General features: G+C 48.5%; 14 protein-coding genes. 5 read left to right on the forward strand and 9 right to left on the reverse strand.

The features are described from left to right. Window positions 1-290 precede the first annotated feature (290 nt). From trxB to CVT49_01930, 4 genes are read right to left on the reverse strand one after another with little or no spacing between them, the layout of a single operon-like run. A complete protein-coding gene (gene trxB / locus CVT49_01915) occupies window positions 291-1,220 on the reverse strand; it encodes a thioredoxin-disulfide reductase (protein ID PKK84934.1) in 930 nt (309 codons plus the stop codon). Between the two features lie 3 nt (window positions 1,221-1,223). Next, on the reverse strand, window positions 1,224-2,108 hold the full coding sequence (locus CVT49_01920) for an NAD-dependent dehydratase (protein PKK84935.1): 885 nt from the start codon (window positions 2,106-2,108) through the stop codon (window positions 1,224-1,226). After that, the gene (cobO, locus tag CVT49_01925) at window positions 2,105-2,653 is read right to left on the reverse strand and encodes a cob(I)yrinic acid a,c-diamide adenosyltransferase (protein PKK84936.1); all 549 of its coding nucleotides are present in this window, start codon (window positions 2,651-2,653) and stop codon (window positions 2,105-2,107) included. The genes CVT49_01920 and cobO overlap by 4 nt, the downstream gene beginning before the upstream one ends. Before the next feature lie 29 nt (window positions 2,654-2,682). Continuing rightward, entirely contained in the window at window positions 2,683-5,364 is a 2,682-nt protein-coding gene (locus CVT49_01930; protein ID PKK84937.1) for a hypothetical protein, read from the reverse strand. Between the two features lie 259 nt (window positions 5,365-5,623). On the opposite strand from CVT49_01930, the gene CVT49_01935 reads away from it, so the two are divergent. The 5 genes from CVT49_01935 to CVT49_01955 all read left to right on the forward strand — a co-directional run bounded on the left by CVT49_01935 (window position 5,624) and on the right by CVT49_01955 (window position 12,500). Continuing rightward, window positions 5,624-6,055 (forward strand): Rrf2 family transcriptional regulator, encoded by a 432-nt coding sequence (locus CVT49_01935; protein PKK84938.1) that lies wholly within the window; start codon window positions 5,624-5,626, stop codon window positions 6,053-6,055. 83 nt (window positions 6,056-6,138) lie between these two features. Next, window positions 6,139-6,693 (forward strand): dCTP deaminase, encoded by a 555-nt coding sequence (locus CVT49_01940; GenBank protein PKK84939.1) that lies wholly within the window; start codon window positions 6,139-6,141, stop codon window positions 6,691-6,693. 49 nt (window positions 6,694-6,742) lie between these two features. Then, window positions 6,743-10,372: a pyruvate:ferredoxin (flavodoxin) oxidoreductase gene (gene nifJ / locus CVT49_01945; protein ID PKK84940.1), complete on the forward strand. Its 3,630-nt coding sequence runs from the start codon at window positions 6,743-6,745 to the stop codon at window positions 10,370-10,372. A 188-nt stretch (window positions 10,373-10,560) separates the two neighbouring features. Next, window positions 10,561-11,412 (forward strand): hypothetical protein, encoded by an 852-nt coding sequence (locus CVT49_01950; GenBank protein ID PKK84941.1) that lies wholly within the window; start codon window positions 10,561-10,563, stop codon window positions 11,410-11,412. Window positions 11,413-11,489: 77 nt separating this feature from the next. After that, window positions 11,490-12,500 (forward strand): hypothetical protein, encoded by a 1,011-nt coding sequence (locus CVT49_01955; GenBank protein PKK84942.1) that lies wholly within the window; start codon window positions 11,490-11,492, stop codon window positions 12,498-12,500. 67 nt (window positions 12,501-12,567) lie between these two features. Here CVT49_01955 and CVT49_01960 read toward each other — a convergent pair whose 3' ends face one another. The 5 genes from CVT49_01960 to CVT49_01980 form a co-directional block, all read right to left on the reverse strand. Further along, window positions 12,568-14,049 (reverse strand): leucyl aminopeptidase, encoded by a 1,482-nt coding sequence (locus CVT49_01960; GenBank protein PKK84943.1) that lies wholly within the window; start codon window positions 14,047-14,049, stop codon window positions 12,568-12,570. 121 nt (window positions 14,050-14,170) lie between these two features. After that, window positions 14,171-15,520, reverse strand: a complete 1,350-nt coding sequence (locus CVT49_01965) for a hypothetical protein (protein ID PKK84944.1) — start codon at window positions 15,518-15,520, stop codon at window positions 14,171-14,173. A 41-nt stretch (window positions 15,521-15,561) separates the two neighbouring features. Further along, the gene (locus tag CVT49_01970; protein PKK84945.1) at window positions 15,562-18,477 is read right to left on the reverse strand and encodes a hypothetical protein; all 2,916 of its coding nucleotides are present in this window, start codon (window positions 18,475-18,477) and stop codon (window positions 15,562-15,564) included. 4 nt (window positions 18,478-18,481) lie between these two features. Beyond that, entirely contained in the window at window positions 18,482-19,867 is a 1,386-nt protein-coding gene (gene miaB, locus CVT49_01975) for a tRNA (N6-isopentenyl adenosine(37)-C2)-methylthiotransferase MiaB (protein ID PKK84946.1), read from the reverse strand. A 114-nt stretch (window positions 19,868-19,981) separates the two neighbouring features. Then, complete coding sequence (locus CVT49_01980; GenBank protein ID PKK84947.1) at window positions 19,982-22,213, reverse strand: hypothetical protein; 2,232 nt, start codon at window positions 22,211-22,213, stop codon at window positions 19,982-19,984. Window positions 22,214-22,362 lie beyond the last annotated feature (149 nt).

Consider the following 22,362-nt stretch of genomic DNA (forward strand, 5'->3'; position numbering starts at 1 on the left):
CATAAGTTCAATTTCATGCCCCCCTAAAAAGCAATATCTGTGCCGGTAAAAGCACATTTGGCAAATATCTTTATATCCCGATGATATTCAATAGTTTTAGCGCATTTACACCATCTTGCCTCACAGGGCCTCAAACGCATTAATTATTATCCCAATAGTGTGTGTGCAAAATCGTTCACATTACCTGCAAATAGAAGATTTCTTTATACACGTTATAAAAATAAAAAGCCGTCCGTGTGAGGTACGGCCTTTTGTATTTTACTCCCCGAACCGGCTGGTAATTAATGGCTTCAGCCTTCCAGTTCTTCGATATATTTATCCGCCGCGACAGCCGCAGTGGTGCCGTCGCCGACCGCATTCGTAATCTGACGAACGAGCTGCGATCGGACATCGCCGCAGGCATATATGCCCTTGATCGATGTTTCCATGCGATCATTGGTGATTATATACCCCCCGGCGTCCTTCTTTAGCTCTTCGCGGAAAATATTCGAATTCGGCACAAACCCTATAAAAACAAAAATTGCGCCGACCTCGAGTTCCGATGTCTTTCCCGTTTTCACATTTTTCAGGGTCAGGCTGTTTACCTTCTCATCACCATTGATACTCTCGACGACTGAATCCCAGATAAATTCCATTTTTGGATTCTTGAAGGCCCGATCCTGAATAATCTTTTGAGCCCGGAGCTGATCACGGCGATGAATCACGATCACTTTCTTCCCGAATTTGGTCAGAAACATGCCCTCCTCGACCGCGGCATCGCCGCCGCCGGATACGGCAATAATTTGGTCCTTGAAAAAGGCCCCATCGCAGATGGCGCAATATGAGACACCCCGCCCGCTGAATTCTTTTTCTCCCGGAACGTTCAACTTGTGGGGTGATCCGCCGGTGGAGACTATAACCGCTTTGGCCCGGTAGATATCACCGGAAGCGCAGGCGACAACGCGATCATGTCCTTCGCTGTAAACTTCGACGACCTCGTCCGAGATTATTTCCAGCCCGAACCGTTTGGCATGCTCGGTCATCTTCATGGATAATTCCGGACCCGAGATCAAATCGAATCCGGGGTAATCCTCAACCTCATGGGTGTTGGCAATTTGACCGCCGGGCATGTATTTCTCGATTAAAACGGTCTTTTGGTTGGCTCTGGCTCCATACAATCCGGCCGTCAGGCCGCCCGGCCCGCCCCCGACAATTACAATATCATAGTTCTTTTCAGCCATCGATTACCTCATATATTTTCTTATACCATCTTCAAAAGAAGTAAGTTTAATATCAAATATTTTAATCAACCGGCTATTGTCCGCCCTATTACCGGCCTCCAGCATTATCAATTGATCTTTTGTAACAGGTGCCGGTTTCATTATTTTCTCCAGTATGGCCGCATTAATTTTCATCAGCCACAACGGTAAATATAAGCTTCCGCGCCGTTTATTCAAGACCCTTTTTAATATAGTGATAATCTGCCGATATTCCAAGACCTCGGGACCGCCTATCTCAAATATCCGGTTGACAGTCTGCCGGTTTTCAAGCGTGTCCGACATCACTTTTGTCAAATCATTTATATATACCGGCTGCAGTTCATATCTTCCATTGCCGATGACCGGTATCAGCGGAAAACGGCCGATCATTCCGACCAGCATGCCCACAAAACCATCCCCCTCGCCGAACACCACCGACGGACGGAAAATGGTGTAATCCAGGCCGGAATTCCTGACCGCCTCTTCCGCCTTCCATTTACTCTGATGATATTTTGATCGTGCGTCGGCGGAGGCGCCGGCCGCCGACAGATAAATCAACCGCTTGACACCCTGTTCTCTGCAGGCGGAAACGACATTATATGTCCCCTCCACCACCGTTTTGTCGAAAGTAAGCCGCCTCGTCTCGGCAATTATACCGACCAGATGATAAACAACTTCGATATTCTTGAAAGCTTCCGAAAGAGAATCGGAATCGTGAACATTGGCTTCGACAATCTCAACCGAATGCCCGGAATCGGCGGCAGGCTGCCTGCGGTGCGAGAGCAGGCGCAGGCTGTGTCCCCGCCCCGAAAGCTCCGCGACGAGATTCCGGCCTATAAATCCTGAGGCGCCGGTCACCGCAATTTTCAAAAATCAACACCCCTCTGGGCCAGTATCCCTTTCTTAAAGGGATGTTTTATCTCTTTCATCTCCGTCACCAGATCGGCCTGCTCGATCAACCACGGCCTGGCCCCTCGGCCGGTTATGACCAGGTGCAGCTTTTCCGGCTTCCGGGCCACCAGCCCCTTCAAGTCATCATTGGAAATCAATCCCAGCGTCACCGCCACATTCATCTCATCGAGTATGACCAGCTCATATTTTCCCGATTCCATTTTTTCCAGCGCCAGATCAAAAGCTTTCCTGGCCGCTTCGCGGTGCTGCTCGATCGGCTTATCGTCATCGAGGATTCCTACGAAGCCTTCACCCATTATGCTCAATTCCACATTGGGCGCCAGCCTCTTGAGACCATCCATCTCGCCGTATTTCCAGCTGCCCTTGATAAATTGCACTATCGCGACTTTCCAGTCATAGCCGACGGCCCGGATAGCCATGCCGAGCGCGGCAGTCGTCTTGCCCTTGCCGTCGCCGGTATAGACAATCAACAGGCCCTTATCTTTGCTTTTATTTTCAGTCATTCTTCCCTTCCCGGGTTAATGATCCATAATTACTTTATCATTTCAGCAAGGATTTCAACAGGATGAACGACCCGGATGTTCCCGTCCATTTCAGCTCTTATTTTCATCTGGCAGGCCGGACAGGAAGTCATAATAAAATCGGCTCCGATTTTTTGATACTCATCCTTTTTTTTCCTGAACATCATTTTTGATTCCTGGAAATGCACGAAACCATACGAACCGGCCTGGGCACAGCAGCGATCGGCATGCCCGGGATGTATGATATTAATATTATCGAATTTTTTCAACAATTTTTCCGGCTCCCCGTGCAATCCGGCGGCGCGAAGATGACATGGATTGTGATAGGTTACATTTATTCGCTTCCCGGTGTCGAAAAGTGCCGTATCAGGGTCAAGCCTGTTAATGTACTGACTGATATCAAAGCATTTGCCGACAAGCTCGGCGGCTTTTTTCCTATATGTATCATTTTCATCGAACAATTTTTCATATTCCATCAATTTCAAAAGACATGAGGCACATCCCGTAATAATAGCTTTGAAATTACTCAGATGGTCGATATTATAACGGGCCTTTTCAATAAGATTATTCCTGTGACCATACACCTCATACGGCAGCCCGCAGCATTTCTGATCGGGAATCGAAACCGACACGCCAAACTTGTCAAAAACTCTGAACAGCGCCTCTCCTACGGCCGATTCAAGCAGATTGTCGGCGCATCCATGGAAGAAGGCCACGTCGCCGGTGTCGGCGCGCCGGTCGGCGCAGCGCTCTCGGAGTGACTTCCTGGCGATAGCCGGGAATCCGGTGGTGCGGTCGATGCCGAACATCGGCTTTCCGAATAACTGAAGCAGAGATTTCCCAAGATCGCTTTTCAGAAGCGGCTCTGCCAACCGACCAAGCCGCAGCGAAAGATTCAGGAGCGCTTCATTGTCGGCATAAGCCACTGCCATTTTTGACAGGGCGGTCGGCTGCTGTGAGCGGAAATTTATTATTTCCGCCGCGATATCGACACCGGCGGGACAGACGGTGGCGCAATTCTTGCAGTTTAAACAGTACTGCAGATATGCTTTCAAATTTTGATGTGTTTCGCCCGATTGATTCATGACCCTCAACCATCCCCTCGGAGACAAATCCTCTCTTCGGAAATGATCATAAGCCGGACAATATCCGTTGCACTTGCCGCACGCCGCACAGAATGATTTGATTTTTTCGAAATCAATTCTATCGGTAAATGGCGCTTCACTCAGTACGGAACCGGGTGACAATATTTTGTCGGCATCAAGCAATGATTTTATCTGAATGAAAATCGAGTAGATCGCATCGCCATAAACCTTCCTGACCATCGGCGCGCGAAGCCTTCCATCGGCATGCTCGGCCGTGCTGGAACCTCCCACTGCGATAACCCGGTCATAAACCTGGTCATAAATTTTTTGAGCCAGCTCGAATTCGTCTTTTTTATTGAAATCGAAAAGCGGCCTGATATGCAGATTGCCGTCACCAATATGCCCGAATATCCCAAATGTCAGGTCGTGTTTTGCAAAAAGGGCCGTAACATATTCAATAAATGATGGTATCTCATTCGACGGCAATGAGACATCTTCAACCAGTGATATCGGCCGGCGGGTGGGGTGATGCCGATAAAGGGTCGGGACAATCGCCTTTCTCGCTTTCCAGAGGGATGCCATCGCCGCGGGATCGGAAGCAAAATCGGGCCGAGCCGCCAAATCGAGCCGGCCGGCAATACTGTTGAAATGGTTTCTACTGCCGGCAATTTCATCGTCGAATTCAACCAGTAACAAAGCGGCGGCATTTGGCGGAATGTCGAAACGGTCACGGCCGATAAGATCAAGAGTCGCACCATCGACAATCTCCAAACCCGAAGGTCCCGCCGCCAGAATCGGCTCGACGGCCTTCCCGGCATCGACCAATGATTTAAAATACAGCCGTATCGTAAGCTTATCTTTTGGAATGGGAAGCAGGCGCAATTCGGCGGCGGCAATGACAGCCAGGGTTCCTTCGGACCCGACAATCAGGGCCGGTAAATCATAAATCCCATGATCGAAATTTTCGACCACCTGCAGCAAGTTATATCCCGCTGAGTTCTTCTTGAGACGCGGCCAGCGTGCCTTTATTAAGGCGGCATTGTCTTTGAGCAAATCATATACCCTGGCATATTCCGGCGCCTCGGCAAAAAACCGTTTTTGTTCTTCCGAACCTATTTGAAGTTTTCGAAGAACCTGCTTTTTGCCCGTGGCATCGATGACCTGAAGCTGCTCGACAAAATGTGAGGTCAAGCCATATTTGACCGACCTAGGACCGGACGAATTATTGGCCAGCATGCCGCCGATCTGACAGGAATCGCCTGATGAAGGATCAGGCGGGAAAAAGAGCCCATAATCGGCAAGCACAAGATTCAACTCATCATATATTATTCCTACCTGCGTAAGAACCGATTTCCTGTCGGGATCGATTTGAATAATATCCTTTAAATTCCCGAAATCGAGTATCAGTCCATCCCCCAGAGCGCCTCCGGCCAACCCGGTTCCCCCTCCCCGAGGAGTAACGCTGAGATTATTATGCCGGGCATATGCGATCGCCTCCCTGATATCATCCTCGGATTTAATCGACACGATTGCTGCCGGCCGCAATTCATAAATGGAGCCATCCGAGGCATAAGCGGTCCGGCCTATGTTACTTTTTATGAATTCCATACGATTCAGTACACGTTTTACATTACACCATGCATATTATTATTTTAATACGCTTTCACTTACAGATGTAATATATCTATTTTACTCCGACCGTCAAATCCTTAAGTCCGCCAATAAAAAAGATTATTATTTTGTGAAAAAAATAACAAATTCTATTGACAATATGACATTTCGAGTCTATAATTATTTGATTAGGATAACTATGTTCATTGGAGAATAATGTGTAAGAAACTTTTACATAAGCGCCCGAGGTGATAATATGCAATTTACGAGAGCCGAAGAGTATGGTATTCTCGGGGTTATATATTTGGCCAGCCAGGAAGAAGGGCTGATTGTGCCCTTGTCCGAAATTGCGGAAATTCGCGACGTTCCGGAAAAATTCCTGGCCAAGATTTTTCAAAACCTGACCAAGACTGGCATTGTCAAATCTCACCGGGGGGTTAAGGGTGGTTTTTCTCTTGCCAAAGACCCAGAGGTTATTACCATTAAGGACGTAGTCGAGGCCATCCAGGGGCCATATCACTTGATAAAATGTCTTCCTGACCGGGACTGCTGCGAAAAAGTCGAGTTTTGTCCCATTCGACCCGTTTTGGAGGAGGCCGAAGAAAAGCTCTTGGAGGTGTTCGGCAGTTATACTCTTGCCAACCTGATTAGCTGGGAGAGGAATCAACGGGCAGCAAAGGCGCGCTGAGGATTAAAGCGGAAAAATGGTTTGCCTGAGACGGATATTTACGTATAATAGGGAACTGTTTTTTAGAGTAAGGAGTACTGTGAATGCCTGTTAAGTCCGATCGCTGGATAAAGGAAATGGCCCTTAAACACGATATGATTCGTCCGTTCTCGGCAAAACAAATCAGAAAAGGCATCAGTTACGGGCTTTCGTCATATGGCTATGATATCAGGGTCGCCGACGAGTTTAAAATCTTCACCAATACCAACTCAGCTATCATCGACCCCAAAAACTTCTCCAAAGAATCCTTTATCGACGTCAAGGCCAAATCAATTTTGGTTCCGCCAAATTCGTTCGCCCTGGCCAGAACTGTGGAGTATTTTAAGATACCACGAGAAGTCATAACCATCTGTCTGGGCAAATCAACTTATGCCCGTTGCGGCATAATTGTCAATGTGACGCCCTTTGAGCCCGAATGGGAAGGCTATGCAACATTGGAGATTTCCAACACCACCCCCCTTCCGGCCAAAATTTATGCTAATGAAGGTATTGCGCAAATTCTTTTTCTGGGAGCCGATGAGATCTGTCAGATATCCTATAAGGACAAAAAAGGAAAATACCAGGGACAGACAAGCATTACCTTACCAAAGACTATATGAGAGGCAAATAATTTAATTAAAGAATAGATTTATTCGGAGTAGAGTTACCATGTCAGATCAAGTAGATGTTGCTGTTAATAAAACGGGAGCAGGATCGAAAAACAAAAGAAATATGATCAATACCGACGGCAATACCGCCGCCGCTTACGTCGCTCATAACCTGAGTGAAGTGATCGCTATTTATCCTATCACTCCCTCTTCTGTTATGGGTGAAGAGGCCGATGACAGGTCAGCAGCGGGCAAGACCAATATCTGGGGCACAATTCCCGACGTGGTCGAGATGCAGTCGGAAGCGGGCGCTGCCGGTGCGGTCCATGGAGCCGCCACCGCCGGCTCCCTGACAACCACCTTCACGGCGTCTCAGGGACTGCTTTTGATGATTCCCAATATGTTTAAGATCGCCGGCGAAATTACCCCGGTGGTTTTTCATGTTTCGGCCCGCTCGGTGGCAACCCATGCATTGTCGATTTTCGGCGATCATTCCGATGTCATGGCGGTTCGCTCGACCGGCTTCGGACTGCTCGCATCCGGCTCCGTCCAGGAAGTTATGGACATGGCCGTCATCACCCATGCCGCGACACTCGAATCTCAGGTGCCGTTCGTTCATTTCTTCGATGGCTTCCGCACATCTCATGAGGTCCAGAAAATCGAAGAATTGACCACCGATGATTTAAAGAATATGATCGAGGAGAAATTCGTGACCCGGCATCGGGAGCGGGCTCTCAATCCCGATCACCCGACCCTCAAAGGCTCATCGCAAAATCCCGATGTCTTCTTCCAGGCCAGGGAAACGGTCAATAATTATTATCTGAAGGCTCCCGGAATTGTCCAGAAATATATGGATAAGTTCGCCCGCCTTGTCGGCCGCGAATATCATCTTTTTGATTATGTCGGAGCTCCCGATGCGGATAGAGTCGTGATAATGATGGGTTCCGGCGCCGAGACAATGCACGAGACCGTCAAATTCATGATGAGCAAGGGTGAAAAAGTAGGTTTGATCAAAGTTCGTCTCTATCGCCCCTTCTCCATTGAGGGATTGATGACGGCCCTGCCGAAAACAGTCAAGAAAATAGGCGTCCTCGACCGCACCAAGGAACCGGGCGCCGTGGGCGAACCACTGTACACCGACGTGCAGGCCGCTATTAACGAGGCCATGCATCTTGGTATCGCGCCCTTTACCAAATACCCGATTATCGTAGGCGGCCGATATGGGCTCAGTTCCAAAGAATTCAATCCGCCGATGGCCAAGGCCGTGCTGGATAATCTTAAACTGGCCGATCCGAAAAATCATTTCACCGTTGGCATTGTCGACGACGTTACCAATACGTCGCTTGATGTCGATTATTCTTTCGATATCGAGGGCAGTGATGTCTTCCGGGGACTTTTCTATGGTCTCGGAGCCGATGGCACGGTGGGCGCCAATAAGAACTCAATCAAAATTATCGGCGACTACACCGACAATTACACACAGGGTTATTTCGTCTATGATTCCAAAAAGGCCGGCGCGGTGACGGTTTCGCATCTCCGTTTCGGGAAAAATGAAATCCGCAGCCCGTATTTGATTCGCAAGGCCAAATTTGTCGCCTGTCACAACTTTTCATTCCTCGAAAAATATGACATGCTGGAAGGAATTATCGAAGGCGGCATCTTCCTGTTGAACAGCCCCTTTGACGAGAATGAAGTCTGGGACAAGATGCCGGTAGAAGTTCAGCAGCAGATAATCGATAAAAAATTGAAGTTCTATGTTATCGACGGTATCAAGCTGGCCCAGGAACTGGGGTTGGGTGCCCGCATTAATATGATCATGCAAACCGCTTTCTTTGTCATCAGCGATATTCTACCCCGTGATGAAGCGATCAAGGCCATTAAGGATGCCATTGTCAAAACATACGGCAGCAAGGGTGAAAAGGTCGTGAAGATGAATTTCGCCGCGGTTGACGGCGCCCTCAATAACATACATGAAGTCAAATACTCCGGCAAGGCCACCAGTAAAATCAAAAAACCGCCCATCGTTCCCGATCATGCGCCGGATTTCGTGAAGTACGTTACCGCCACTATTATTGCCAATAAGGGTGATTCGCTGCCGGTATCGGCCATGCCCGATGACGGGACTTTCGTGACCGGAACCACACAATATGAAAAACGAAATATTGCCGTGGAGATCCCCGTCTGGGATGAAAGGGCCTGTATTCAATGCGGCATCTGTTCCATAGTTTGCCCGCATGCGGCCATTCGGATGAAAATATATGATGCGAATGCTCTCAAAGGAGCCCCCGGGACTTTCAAATCCTTTGATGCTACCGGAAAGCCGTTTGCCGGTAAGAAGTATACTCTTCAGGTGGCCCCGGAAGATTGCACCGGATGTGTCCTTTGTGTCAATGCCTGCCCGGCCTACGGTAAGGATGAACAAGGAAACAAGAGCGATCGCAAAGCCATCTACATGATGCCTCAGATTCCGCTTCGCGCCCGGGAGGCCGAAAACTTCGCCTTCTTCCTCTCGATTCCCGAGACCGACCCGGCGCTGTACAATATCGGCACCACCAAGGGCAGCCAGTTGGTCAAACCACTCTTCGAGTTTTCTGGAGCCTGCGCCGGCTGCGGTGAGACTCCTTACGTCAAGCTGGTTACGCAATTATTCGGCGACCGCGCCTTAATCGGCAATGCAACCGGATGCTCCTCCATTTATGGCGGCAATCTGCCGACGACGCCCTACACCTTCCGTGGCGACGGTCGCGGGCCGGCCTGGTCCAACTCACTCTTTGAGGATGCGGCCGAATTCTCGATGGGTATGCGGCTGGCTGTCGATCGGCTGAATATCCATGCCTTGGAATTGCTGCAAAAACTTGCCCCGGCCGATTTCGATGAAATCGCCGGAACCGACCAGTCAACCCAGGAAGGAATCGAAAAACAGCGTCAGAAAGTCATGAAACTAAAGAACAAGATTAAAGCCATGTCAACTCCGGAAGCATCCCGGTTGCTCGACATTATTGATTTTCTTGTTAAGAAATCCGTCTGGGCTTTCGGGGGTGACGGATGGGCCTATGATATCGGATATGGCGGACTGGATCACGTCATGGCTTCGGGACGCAATGTCAATGTCCTGGTTCTCGATACCGAGGTTTATTCGAATACCGGCGGTCAGATGTCAAAATCCTCCCCGATGGGCGCCGTGGCCAAATTTGCAGCAGCCGGAAGGCCCTTGCCGAAAAAGGACCTTGGCATGATGCTTATGTCCTATGGTAATGTCTATGTTGCGCAGATTGCTTTGGGCGCCAGCCATAACCAGGCTGTAAAGGCGCTTATGGAAGCGGAAGCTTTTGACGGCCCCTCGATTGTTATTGCTTATTCACATTGTATTGCTCATGGAATTGACATGTCCCACGGACTTGAGGAGCAGAAAAAGGCGGTCAATTCCGGACACTGGATCCTCTATCGTTACAACCCCGATCTGGTCAAAGAAGGAAAAAACCCGCTGCAGCTTGATTCCAAACCACCGACAATCGATTATGCCGATTATGCCTATGGCGAGGTTCGTTTCCGGACGCTTAAGGCCAGTATGCCGGAGCGCGCGGAGAGACTTATAAAGCAGGCTCAGGCTGATGCCTATCGACACTACAATTACTACAAGATGTTGTCCCAGTTGGATTTCAGTAAAATTTACGAAAATACATCCGAATAGAGAATCGTAACAACATCGAAATCATAAGGCAGGACCAGAATCCTGCCTTTTTTTATTTTCCCGGCATTTTACTTAACTCTTTGCAATTCTTGTTATTGCGAGAATAATCGGAAATAATTAATTTAAAGAATCATCAATTCTGACCGATAAATACAGGGTAAATCAGTTTAACTATCCAAGGAGGATCTATGTTCAAAAAACTGATTCCGGTATTTATTGCATTGTTTGCAATTACAGTTGCTGCTTCGGCCTTCGGTCAGACCGAAGATGAGATCATTTCCAAATATTTGAAAAAGATGGAAAAAGATCGCAAACACAAAATTTATTATGGTTCGCTGTCTTTTTCCTATGGCAAACTGCCCAATAGCAGCGATTACAACGTCTATTCCAACTATGTTAATGTCAATGTCGGGCCGGATAATCCGATGACCGGCATCTGGCGTTCCAAGGAACTTTCCGCTAATATGGGAATGATGATTTCAAAAAAGACCTCATTCCAGTTGGGCTTTGATTATTGGCTGAAAATGGGTGATAACAGGAATGGTGATTACACCTTCAGTATTTCCCCATTGGGAACACAGACCGATTTTGAGCTAATTTCGGAAGTCCAGGTCTATGGCATCACCGGCGGCGTTGATTATCATCTTCTTAATCCGCCGGATAACGAAGGGATCGTCAACGGTTTTAATGTTCGCGTCGGTGGCGGCGGCGGCATTTATTTCAGCAAGTGGGAAGTCTGGAGCGGAGCCAGTTCCTTTAATCTCAGCACTTCCGATGAAGAAGCAAATGTCGCGCCTCTCAAAGGAACTTCACCCGGTTTTTCAGCCTGGGTCGGCGCCGATTACCCGACCGGCTTTTTCGGTATGTTGTTAAGCGCCAACGTCAATTATCTTTATTTGAACTTCAGTGACGTTCATTCGTATAATGATTTTGATGAAGAGTTATACTTATCGTATACTTCCAACCCTGAGGACCGCGTCGAGCTCGATTTTTCCGGTTTGCGCGGCAAAATCGAATTCAAGAAATATTTCAAGTGGTAATTTGGGGTTGACACTGGAGTGATTTGGCATATTATTCTGGCTTAAAAGTCAGATCATTATACCGTAAAGGAGATGTCTTGAAGAAGTTTATTGCACTATCGCTGACATTGGGTTTGATAATCTTTCTGATGATATTGGCGACATCGGGATATGCCGCAAAATTACCGGCTGAAAAAGCCGGGAAGATCGGCGTTCCGCTTGGCAGGATAGCTTACGTGAGCAACGGTGACCTCTGGGTGATGAATTGGGACGGCAGTAATCAATTCAAAGTCGTCACCGCGGAAAATATCAACGGACGACCCTCATGGGCTCCTGACGGCAAGAGAATCGCCTTCACCCGACAGGGCAAAGTCGATTTGCGGGGACCGGATGGCCTGGGCGGTACGCACCGGGTATATGATGTTTTCATAGCTTATCTGGATTCCGCCAGGGCGCAGAATACCAACTTCTGGTACCGTGTAACCACCGAAATGGGCGCGCGGCACCCGGAATGGAATAGTGATGGCAGCATGATTGTATTCACCCAGGATATCAGTGCCAATAGGGTCAATGCCGAACTGCCGAATTACCAGCTGGCGTGGACCGACACCATCGGAAATAAATTAAATATATATAGAAAAGATTATAATCAGGCCGAGATAGGCGTGACCATGCCCTCGCTCGGACCCAATGATCAGATAGTTGCAGTATTATATAATGGCGTCAATCAGCTGGGATTGACGGTCATGCCCGTCAATAAGGCCTCCCTTTCACCGAAAGAATTAGGAACCAGTATCCAGCTCATGAAGGGAGCCACCGCACCGGCCTGGTCTCCGGATGGAAAATGGATTGCCTATGTCGAAACCGATATTACAACCCAGGGAATCTATATTACGACGCCCGACTTCAAGGAAAAATATGAGGTATTCAGACCGACCGTCGGCAAAAACCTTCAGACGCATCCGCTGTCCTGGTCGCCCGATTCAAATTGGATTACCTTTGCCACCACCGATGGCATCATTTGGGCGATTGACATTACCGGAAACAACCTTAAGCAACTCAGCGGACCGGGTATGAACTCGGCCCCGGCCTGGTCGAAAAATAAATAACATAGATCTTCTGATAAAAAAAACCCGCCACAAGGCGGGTTTTTTAATGTCGGCATTTTTCGTTGAGTTACCATTGTTCCAACAGCGCGACCAGCAGCCTGAGGCCGGTGCCCGATGCCCCGACCGGGATGTAAGGCTTTCCGGTCAACTCATCATCAACCGAGGCTACATCTATATGCGCCCAGGGCCAATCGCCTGTAAAGCTCTCCAGAAAGGCGCCGGCAGTCATGGTCGCCGCCGGCTTCCCGCCCGAATTTTTCAAATCGGCAATCGGCGATTTCATCCGATCACGGAAATCATCCCAGATCGGCATTTCCCAAACTCTCTCGGCGGTTGCCTCGGATGCCTTTTTAAGGGCCGCCATCAATTGGGTATCATTTCCCATAATGGGGGCGCCGCTGTATCCAAGCACATACAGGGCTCCTCCGGTCAGCGTGGCAATATCAATCACAGCCTGCGGCTTGAACTTATTGGCATAATCAAGGGCATCAGCGAGGATTAACCGGCCCTCGGCATCGGTGCTGATAATTTCAATCGTCTTGCCCTTGCGCGAGGTAATAATATCACCCGGCTTTAAGGCTCTTGAAGACGGCATATTTTCAGCAAGCGGTATTAATCCGACCACATTGAGGGGCAGACCAAGGCGGGCAATGGTTACCATCGTGCCAAGAATTATGGCTCCGCCCTGCATATCACCCTTCATTTTATGCATATCCTGAACCGGTTTCAGCGATATGCCGCCGGAATCAAAGGTCACACCTTTGCCGATAATTACAATCGGCTTCTGCGACGCTTTGCCGCCTTTATATTCCATTATGACAAACCTCGGCGGTTCGGCCGACCCCTGGGCCACTGCCAGCAGGGCGCCCATCTTTTCCGTTTTTATTTGCTTCTCATTAAGAACGGTAATTTTGATTTTATGCCGCCCGGCCTGAGTGCGGGCCTCGGATGCAAACTTCTCCGGGGGGAGGCTGTTGCCCGGCATGGAAGCCAGACGCCGCGCCAGGATAACTCCCTCGGCGATTATTTGCCCGGCGGTAACAGCCTTCTTGAATAGTTTAACCTGATTTTGATCAGTGCCGTGGAAGAAAATGGTTTCAAGCTTATCATCCCCATCATCATTTCCGGTTTTATAATCATTGATTTCAAATCGTCCCAGGAGAAATCCTTCCACCACCGCCGTCGCAATTTTCCCATCTTCCCCGTCGCCAAAATAAAAGGCCACTGATTTCGCTTTTTTCACAGCCGGAATCCGCGACAGCGTCCCGGCCGCCTGACGATAACTGTCATGATTGACCTTGTCCTTTTTACCCAAGCCGGCCAGAACGACTCTCTCGGCCTTAATTCCGGGGACAGCATGAAGCACAATTGTCTGATTAAGTTTCCCTTCGAATTCACCGGAATCAAAAATATTTTTTAGGCCGTTTTTCAGCTTTTCGTTGATAATTCTCAGCAGCTTGTCTTCGGCGAAACCGTCCTGGTGGCAGAATTTGACCAGAACATTCCCCTTCGCCGCTACAAAGTCGGATACGGAAAAAGAGATTTTCATCGATACTCCTTAATATCACTGAAACTTGTGATTTTTAATTAATCATATATACGAGAATAAGCTCATTTCGGACGAAAGACAATAGATTTATATGGAATATTGTGGGAAATGTACCGTCAGATTATCTGGTCGAAGGACGGAGCTCGGCGACATGGCCATTGGCCTGAATCTCGGCGAGTTTGGTCAACCGTTCCTGGATGCGATCATCGATATTTATGATCTTCGACTGCTCAAAATATTCGACATCATCGAGCATGTTCAATTCGGATATCTCTTCGAGAACCGCTACTATCTTCTTTACGGAATCATCGACCATATCGAGCGACTTCGGCAGAGTGCCGACAATATCTTCTTTGCTCCTGCTGTCAAGCATCATTCTGAGAACCTGCGACTGGCCGAATATAATCATGGAAGCCTTGTTGATATAATGCGACAGGGTCGAAATTGCCACCTGTTTGGCCTCCTGAATGCCCTGTTGCCGCTCTTCTGTCAAAATATTTCGTGTCAATTCCTGTCGTTCCTTGAACAATTTCTGAATTGACATGTATGTCTTGAAGATCTCCTGATTGGCCCGGCTGAGAACGGTGTCAAAATCACCAATATCGATATCGAGGGCCCGGGCGAATTCAAGGGTCTCTTTAATGGTGGCAACGGTGATTTCATCAAGCTGCTGATTGGAGACACCGAGACGTGCCGAAATACTGCTGATTTTGGCAATTTTTTCTTCAAGGCTGATTTCAGGGCCGACGGAATAATCCAGACTCAGGGCCACTGACAGACGGACGATATCATCAAGTTTCGCGGAATCGCGAAATCCGAAGGAGTGATGATTACCTATGGCGGAAATAAATTCTTCGGGAAGTTTCCACCGGGCCGCAATCAAGCGCCCGGCTTCCATATGAGATACCCCAAAAGTCCTTTTTTCTTCTTCAACCAGATCACCATATATCATGGCTCGATCCATGGCCATGCGATACTGTTTGGGATAGTTTTGCATAAAAAACAGCATCCCGATTTCATAAAGAAGACCGCAGGTGAAGGCATCTCCCGGATTTTTATACCCGCATACCTCGGCCAGTTTCCGGCAGGTCGTGGCAACGGAAATTATATTACTGTAAAATCCTTTGATATCCAGCCGCAGAACATTGGAAATCTTAAAAGGATCAAAAAGCGCGGCCGACAGCACCAGGCATTTCACCGCCGTCAAACCCAGAATTACCACCGCGTGCTGGATGCTTGTAACCTTCCGATTCAGACCGAAAGAAGCTGAGTTGGAAATTTTCAGCAGGCGCCCGGCCAGGGCCGGATCGCGACTGATAAGTTTGGCCAGGACATCAAGACTGACCTCATCCTTTTCCGACAGCTGCAGAATTTTAACAGCGGCATCAGGCAAAGCAAAAAGGTCACGGCCCGTTTCAATGATGGGCCTGACGTCGATAGTCTTAGGCTGATCATTAATATCTTGATTCATATAATGATAATCGGATTTTTGAGACTTTTATATAGCGAGAATCAGCCTTTAATACCGGAAATTTTGGCTTTTGATATCAATTGGGAAAGCTGTTCCAGACGAAACGGCTTATGCAGCAGGTAATCCACACCGACCTGCTTCATTTTTTGCTCATCAACCGTGACGCCCCATCCGGTAATGATAATTACAGGTGTTTCGGGCGAAATGGCCTTTACCCGGGAGGCCACCTCCCAGCCGGAAATTTCCGGCATGGCAAGGTCGGAAATCACAATGTCGGGCCGCCTGGTTTCAAAAATTCGAATACCATCATGACCATTTCGGGCGGTGTAAATCGTATAGCCCAGAGATTGGCACATGGCCGCAAGCAAATCAAGAATAACCGACTGATCATCAATGGCAAGAATTGAAAGGGCTTTACCGGAAGCCACCCCGGTCTCGGCATTGACCGCCTTCAGGGGCAGTCTCAGGGAATAATATGAGGCCGTCTTGCTGTAGCGGTCAAAGGCAAACTCACCGGAATGATCCGATAGCAGCCGCAAAAAGCCAGCTTCGGGGAATCGGCTTTCATAATTCTGTGCCGGGCCATATACTCCGAATCCAACCACCGGTTCGACCGGCGGGAATTTCTCGCGATGCCGCGATATATCCAAAAAGACAAATCTATCATTACTATAAATGCTAATAGTAATCACTTCGTCATCGCCCACATGGGTGACAAAAGACTTGCACATTTCATTAATAAGGTTAACGGCGTCATTATACGAGATTTCCAGCCCGGGAACCTCTTTCAAGTTTAAATGGGCCGTAAACGCCCGTCCTTCAATCATATGCAAATTGCCGGAAATGGCATTTCGTCGGAAAATATCTTTTATAACCTGATTCAGACTAACCGGACGCCGGGATAAATCATCGGCCGTTCCCGGAATAGCCACCAGCATCTTAAACATCGCCGCCATTTTTTCGGTTAATTCCATGATAGCCTTAAAAGAACTCTCGGCCGTTCCGGTCAAATTCGGATCCTGTGACGCAAGCTGGCAATAACCGGAGATCGCCAGAAGATCATTGTTCAGTTCGTTGAGCCGGCCGGCCGATAATGCCGTCCCTTCGGATGTTGTCTCCGGAAGCTGTTTCGGTTCCGAGGATTTCAATATTCCAAGGCGAAGATTCAGCAATCCGGTCAGCAGGGTAATCAGTTGATGCTCTTCCCCGCCCGATATACCCCTGTCGCCAAAACCATACAGGTCAATAACCAGATCGACATCCTCGCCGATTGTTATCGGATAGCATCCATGAAATGAAGGAACCTTGCGCTCACCGAAAAGATTATTAAGCCGGCCCCGGTTTTCCTCATGATAACCGGACAGCGTCTCGGCGACCGAGGCGGTATCGAATTGGACAAAATCGGTTCGCAATGCCGCAGACCGACCGACCGCGCCCTCGCCGTTATCGACAATAATTTCGCGCCAGATATCATTAGCAGCATTGCAGTAAATAGCCTTATATCCATCATCGCAATGCTGAAAAACCATTAAGAGTGAATCGGCTGACAGCACTCCGGCCACCTGTGGTATGAATGATATGACGCTGCGGGCCGGTTCGGAGCGATCGATTTTTAATTGCAGAATTTCGGAGACTAATTTCAGACCTTTTATTTTCGATACTCCCGCCGCGCCGGATAAAGCCTTCGCCACGACAATTCCACCGACCGATGCGATAATTTCCAGCGCTCTTAAATCATCTCCGCCGATTTTAATAGTCCCGGAATTATTTCGCAGCATCAGGGCATTCCCATGTGAATCGGCCGGTATCAGCAATGAGGCGCGGGCAATGTAAGCATGCCCTTCATCATCGGTACCCTCCTGATTCAGAATAACCGCCTTCCTTTGTGACAGCGAACTGATCATGGCGGCCTTGAAGTTGTCCGACAAATCGGCCCTGTTTCCGGTCCCGCCATGAAAAATCAATCTCCCCCTCGCCAGACCAATCAGCCAGACCTCATCGGCCCCAGCCAGACCAACGCAGCGTTCGGCAAAATCCGCCGGTGAAGTTATATCTTCATCCGATTTGAAAACCTTTTCAAGTTTCTTCGTAAGGCCCGCCATTTGATGTTCTTTGGCATCAAGCGTTTCCTGGCTCCTGCGCAAATCACGGGTCAGCATGCTGACTTCGATTTTTTCGGCCAGCCAGTCGGCAATCGGCGAGATAATGGAAATAAACTCGCGTGAATAACGTCTCTCTTCCTCAGAAAAAAACAGAATCGCGCCAAGTTTATTTCGACCCGAAATCAGCGGCACGACAATAATCGAATGAAAACGCGAGGCGGCAAGCTGGGCCTTTCCGCCCAGGCTGCGGAAATCGGAAGAGATCATGGCCGTTTCATCTTCTATGGCCTGGCTGACCAAATTCCTTCCATAGGGATAATATTCAAGCAGCGCCGTCTCTTCTTTGGAGAGCCCGGATCCGGTCACCAGTAAAAATTTTCGTTGTGCCCGATTGAGAAGGAAAACCGCTCCGGCCTGCTCTTCCAGTCCTCCCAGGAGACCTTTGAGAACCCGATCAAGCAGTTCCGTCATTGGGAACGGATAACGGCTGTCCTGCTGAATACTATCAAGCAGTTTCAATTTCTCGAGGTGGTTGGAAACCTCGATATCCCGTTCCCCCCAGTAATTGAAATGCAAAACCAAACCCACTACAAACAAAACAGCGCCCATCGTCAGGACAATGAATTTGCCGAGGTCTATCCATAGGTAAACCGGACTGAGAAACCAGACCGGGTATTCGGGATGGCTCTGAAACAAATTAATCAGGGTAAAGAAAAAAATTAGAATCAATCCTGAATAAACATATCCGGCCGCGCCGCTTTCTTTATCCCGCCCGATTTTCAGTCGATATACGACAAATGCAGATAGAAGCAGTGCAATGACAGGATATAATAGTGAGGTTATCATTTTCAGCATTGCTCTACTCCGTCAATTCGCCGTGCAGCGTCCAGCTGTCGGCGGATTTTATCCTGACCTGTCTGATGGTCCCAATCAAACCGGGATCTCCATCGAAAAGGACCGTCTTGTTGCCTTCGGTTTTACCCTTAAGAACTTTCTCGGAGCGCCGGGAATGGCCGTCGATCAGCACTGACCTGATTCGACCGACCTCCTCCTGATTTTTCTCAAAGGCGACATTTTTCTGCAGATTAATCAATCCGTTCAGCCGGTCGATTTTTTCCTCTTCGGGAACATCATCCTGAAGTCCGGCCGCCTTCGTCCCTTCCCTGACCGAATAGCGAAACATAAATGCCGAATCAAAACCGATGGTCCTGACCGCCTCGAGGGTCATCCGGTACTCCGCATCCGTTTCCGACGGGAAACCGACAATAAGGTCGGTCGTCAGGGATATATCCGGCACGGCTTTTCGCAATTTATCAACCAGCGACATATAATGCTCGATAGTATAGACGCGCCCCATCTTCCTGAGAATACGATTGGCCCCCGACTGCAGCGGAAGGTGCACATGCGCCATCATTTTATGCTCCGAGCCGATTGTCTCGATTAACCGATCGGACATATCTTTCGGGTGCGATGTCATAAACCTGATTCTTTTCAATGCGGATTCCGAAACAACCGTCTTGAGAAGAGACGGGAAATCATTCTCGCCGTCCCGATATGAATTCACATTTTGTCCCAATAGGGTTACTTCCAGAACACCATCATCAACCAGCGCCCTGACCTGCTTTAAGATATGAGAAACCGGATATGATCTTTCGCGCCCGCGCACATACGGGACTATGCAGTAAGTGCAAAAATTATCGCAACCCCGCGAGATGGTCACGAAGGCCGCATAACGGCTGTCGCGCGATGGGATAACATCGGCCATCCGCTCCAGCCCGGTAGCGGTGTTGACGGCGGGAAAGGCGGTTCCATTTTCAAGATATCGGGGCAGATCAAAAATCCGATCGGTTCCAAGAATAATATCGACATAGGGCGCGCGGGCCGAAAGCTGGTCGCCCATTCGCTGCGCCATGCAGCCGACGACGACTATTTTCTTATCCGTTGACTCTTTGAAATGAGAAAGCTCGGCCAGTCGTCCAAGAACACGCATTTCGGCTTTTTCCCGAACCGAACAAGTATTCAGAATAATTATATCGGCCTCCGCTTCCGTCTCCGCCTTCAGGTAACCGCGCGAATCCAGGATCGCCCCCAGAACCCCTGAGTCGGCCAGGTTCATCTGACAGCCAAAAGTCACGATTTTATAGCTTCGTTGCTTCATATATTTTTCACAAATTCCAGCCGGGGCCGGTAAAATAGCCTGGTCATAAGATACATTTAATTCTAATCTTTTCAAATCAAATATCAAGCTAAAAAGGCGTCAACCCTTATTTTTACTGACTTTTTGCCCTCCCCGCCAAATAAAAACGGAATCCGGTCAGTCATAAACCGGATTCCGCATATATATTCAGAGCTTATCAGGTTATTCCACACAACCCGGCAGCGGGTCGGATCCACCCCTGTACATGTAGGTTATCAAATAGGAAGCATCAAGCAAATTGATGGCGCAGGAGCCGTCGGCATCGACCGCATTCGGGATCGCCGGAGCCGCCCCGCCTTTATAGAGATAGTTTATTAAAAATGTAATATCCAGAAGGTTCACATTGCCGCTATTATCGGCGTCTCCGGGTATGTAAGGGCTCGCTTCTACTACCAGAGTGTATGTTCGGGTTTCATTATAGGAACTCATTAAATCTTTGGCATATACGTCGAAATTGAAGGTTCCGGCCTGCGTGGGCATTCCGGTTATAAATCCTGTCAAACTGTCCAGGGTCAGCCCCAGCGGCAGGGCGCCGCCCGTGATTTTGTAGGAGTGATGATCGGTTCCGCCCTTGGCAACAACCGAATCAAGATATGGCATGAACTGCTGCGCCGTATCCAGCGGAAACGGTATCAAATGATAGGTCCAGTTGGATTTATAGCTATAACGGTGTATCCATGAATCAGGATCAAGCTGAACATTCGTCGGTAACTGGTCGTTTTTCATGATGTAAATGGTGTCACGAACGTCATTGAAAATTACCGTCGTATCCAATCCCGTGGCATTGGTAAAGACAATATCGATCGGCATCCTGAATACCAGGGGAGCGGTGGTTTGCCCCTGCCTGAGTTGAAGGTACGTAAAATAACGGCCGTCGGAGGGATCATATTCACTCCGGAAGGACCACATGTATTTCGGGAAATAAGTTCCGTATATCCAATCTTCAAAAAAGTAGTCAAGATCCTTCCCGGATACCGTCTCGCAGATGTCCTGGAATCCGGCGGTAGTGGCATTGCCATACTGAAAATCACTGTTATAATACGCCCGCATGCAATCGAAGAAAACCGAATCGCCGACGATATGCCGCAGCATATGTAACACCCAGGCGCCTTTGTCATATACCAGCCGACTGAAAATATTCCAGACATCAGTCGTATCGACCACATAAATGGAGCTGCCGTATGTATAGAACATGTCGTTCATATAGCTGTGATAGGCCGCCTTGCCGTCTTTGACCTCATAATAAAGCGCCTCGCAGTAAGAGGCAAAACCTTCGTTGAGCCAGATTTCATGCCAGTTATCGATGGTGATCATATCGCCCCACCACTGGTGCGAAAGTTCATGGACCACAACCGGCTCGGTGAACCCGAAACTGCTCCCGTTCATAGATGAAACAGTCTGATGTTCCATCGCTCCGCCCCATTCGAAATTCGCATGACCGTATTTTTCGTTCGTAAATGGATACTCTCCGAACAAATCGGCAAAAACACCAATCGCATACGGTGTGATTCCATAACCGATAAGAGAGGTAGAATACCTGTCCATATATACATGATTGACTATGACCATGGAATCGTTATCGCCATAATGGTACCAGTCTTCCCAGACAACGTAATTGCTGATAGCCAGCGAAAAAAGGTAGGTCGATATCGGATACCTTTCCTGGTAAGAAAACGTCCAGGTTCCATCACCGTTGCGAACCGTATCGATCAGGGTCCCGTTGGAGGCACAGTAAAGGTTGGTATCACAGGTAACAAAAATATCCATGGAATCGGCTTTATCATCGGGTCGATCCTTACACGGCCACCAGGTTCGGGCCGACATCGGCTCCGACAGTGTCGTTATCACCGGCTGGTTGTTACGGAAATCAAAGGAGAAACCATCCAGTCCGGATCCGGTAGGACGACCATGATAGGCGACGGAGAATGAAAAGACTTCGCCATTGCTGTAGGTACGATCAAGTGCCACAATCAGTTTTGTACCTGAATGCGAAAAGCCCAATTGCCCGGTCGTATTGTAAACCGAATCCGTTGTCAGATTGGCATAAAAATCGAGTTCAACCGTATCAACCGACGCGGCGACAACTGTCGCTTCAACCAGAACATCGCCGGAAATCGTGGTATCCGAAAGATGAACGGTAATGTCCACGGTATAAAATCCGACATCATAGTCGTTCTGATTATAAAGTGATATCGCCTTATCGGCGGTCGCCGCAAAGGCGCGCGATTTTTCCAGATTTCCGGCCTTCATCTCAGCCATAATTTTATGTAGTTCCGATGGGGTCATTTTGCTGTAGTCAATCGATTCATCCATCTTATCGAGACTATGGGCGGTGATGGAACACAAAAAAAGTGAGGTAACAAACAGGGCGATTATAGTGAGCTTCCTTTTCATGACGTGTCATTTACTCCCATTTACACGGTTTTGGTCAATAAAATGCTGCCGGTACATCGCAGTATATTCATAAAATAATCCTATTTTCCAATACGTCAAGGACTTATATAAATATCGGCTATTTCATATCCATGTTTATATGGATTACG

The sequence above is a fragment of the candidate division Zixibacteria bacterium HGW-Zixibacteria-1 genome (genome assembly GCA_002838945.1).
Classification (GTDB): domain Bacteria; phylum Zixibacteria; class MSB-5A5; order GN15; family PGXB01; genus PGXB01.

Coding starts and splice junctions, on each gene's coding strand:
- trxB (PKK84934.1), bottom strand. CDS start 1,220: ATGGCTGAAAAGAACTATGATATTGTAATTGTCGGGGGCGGGCCGGGC.
- CVT49_01930 (PKK84937.1), bottom strand. CDS start 5,364: ATGGAATTCATAAAAAGTAACATAGGCCGGACCGCTTATGCCTCGGAT.
- CVT49_01935 (PKK84938.1), top strand. CDS start 5,624: ATGCAATTTACGAGAGCCGAAGAGTATGGTATTCTCGGGGTTATATAT.
- cobO (PKK84936.1), bottom strand. CDS start 2,653: ATGACTGAAAATAAAAGCAAAGATAAGGGCCTGTTGATTGTCTATACC.
- CVT49_01970 (PKK84945.1), bottom strand. CDS start 18,477: ATGCTGAAAATGATAACCTCACTATTATATCCTGTCATTGCACTGCTT.
- CVT49_01965 (PKK84944.1), bottom strand. CDS start 15,520: ATGAATCAAGATATTAATGATCAGCCTAAGACTATCGACGTCAGGCCC.
- CVT49_01950 (PKK84941.1), top strand. CDS start 10,561: ATGTTCAAAAAACTGATTCCGGTATTTATTGCATTGTTTGCAATTACA.
- CVT49_01940 (PKK84939.1), top strand. CDS start 6,139: ATGCCTGTTAAGTCCGATCGCTGGATAAAGGAAATGGCCCTTAAACAC.
- nifJ (PKK84940.1), top strand. CDS start 6,743: ATGTCAGATCAAGTAGATGTTGCTGTTAATAAAACGGGAGCAGGATCG.
- CVT49_01960 (PKK84943.1), bottom strand. CDS start 14,049: ATGAAAATCTCTTTTTCCGTATCCGACTTTGTAGCGGCGAAGGGGAAT.
- CVT49_01980 (PKK84947.1), bottom strand. CDS start 22,213: ATGAAAAGGAAGCTCACTATAATCGCCCTGTTTGTTACCTCACTTTTT.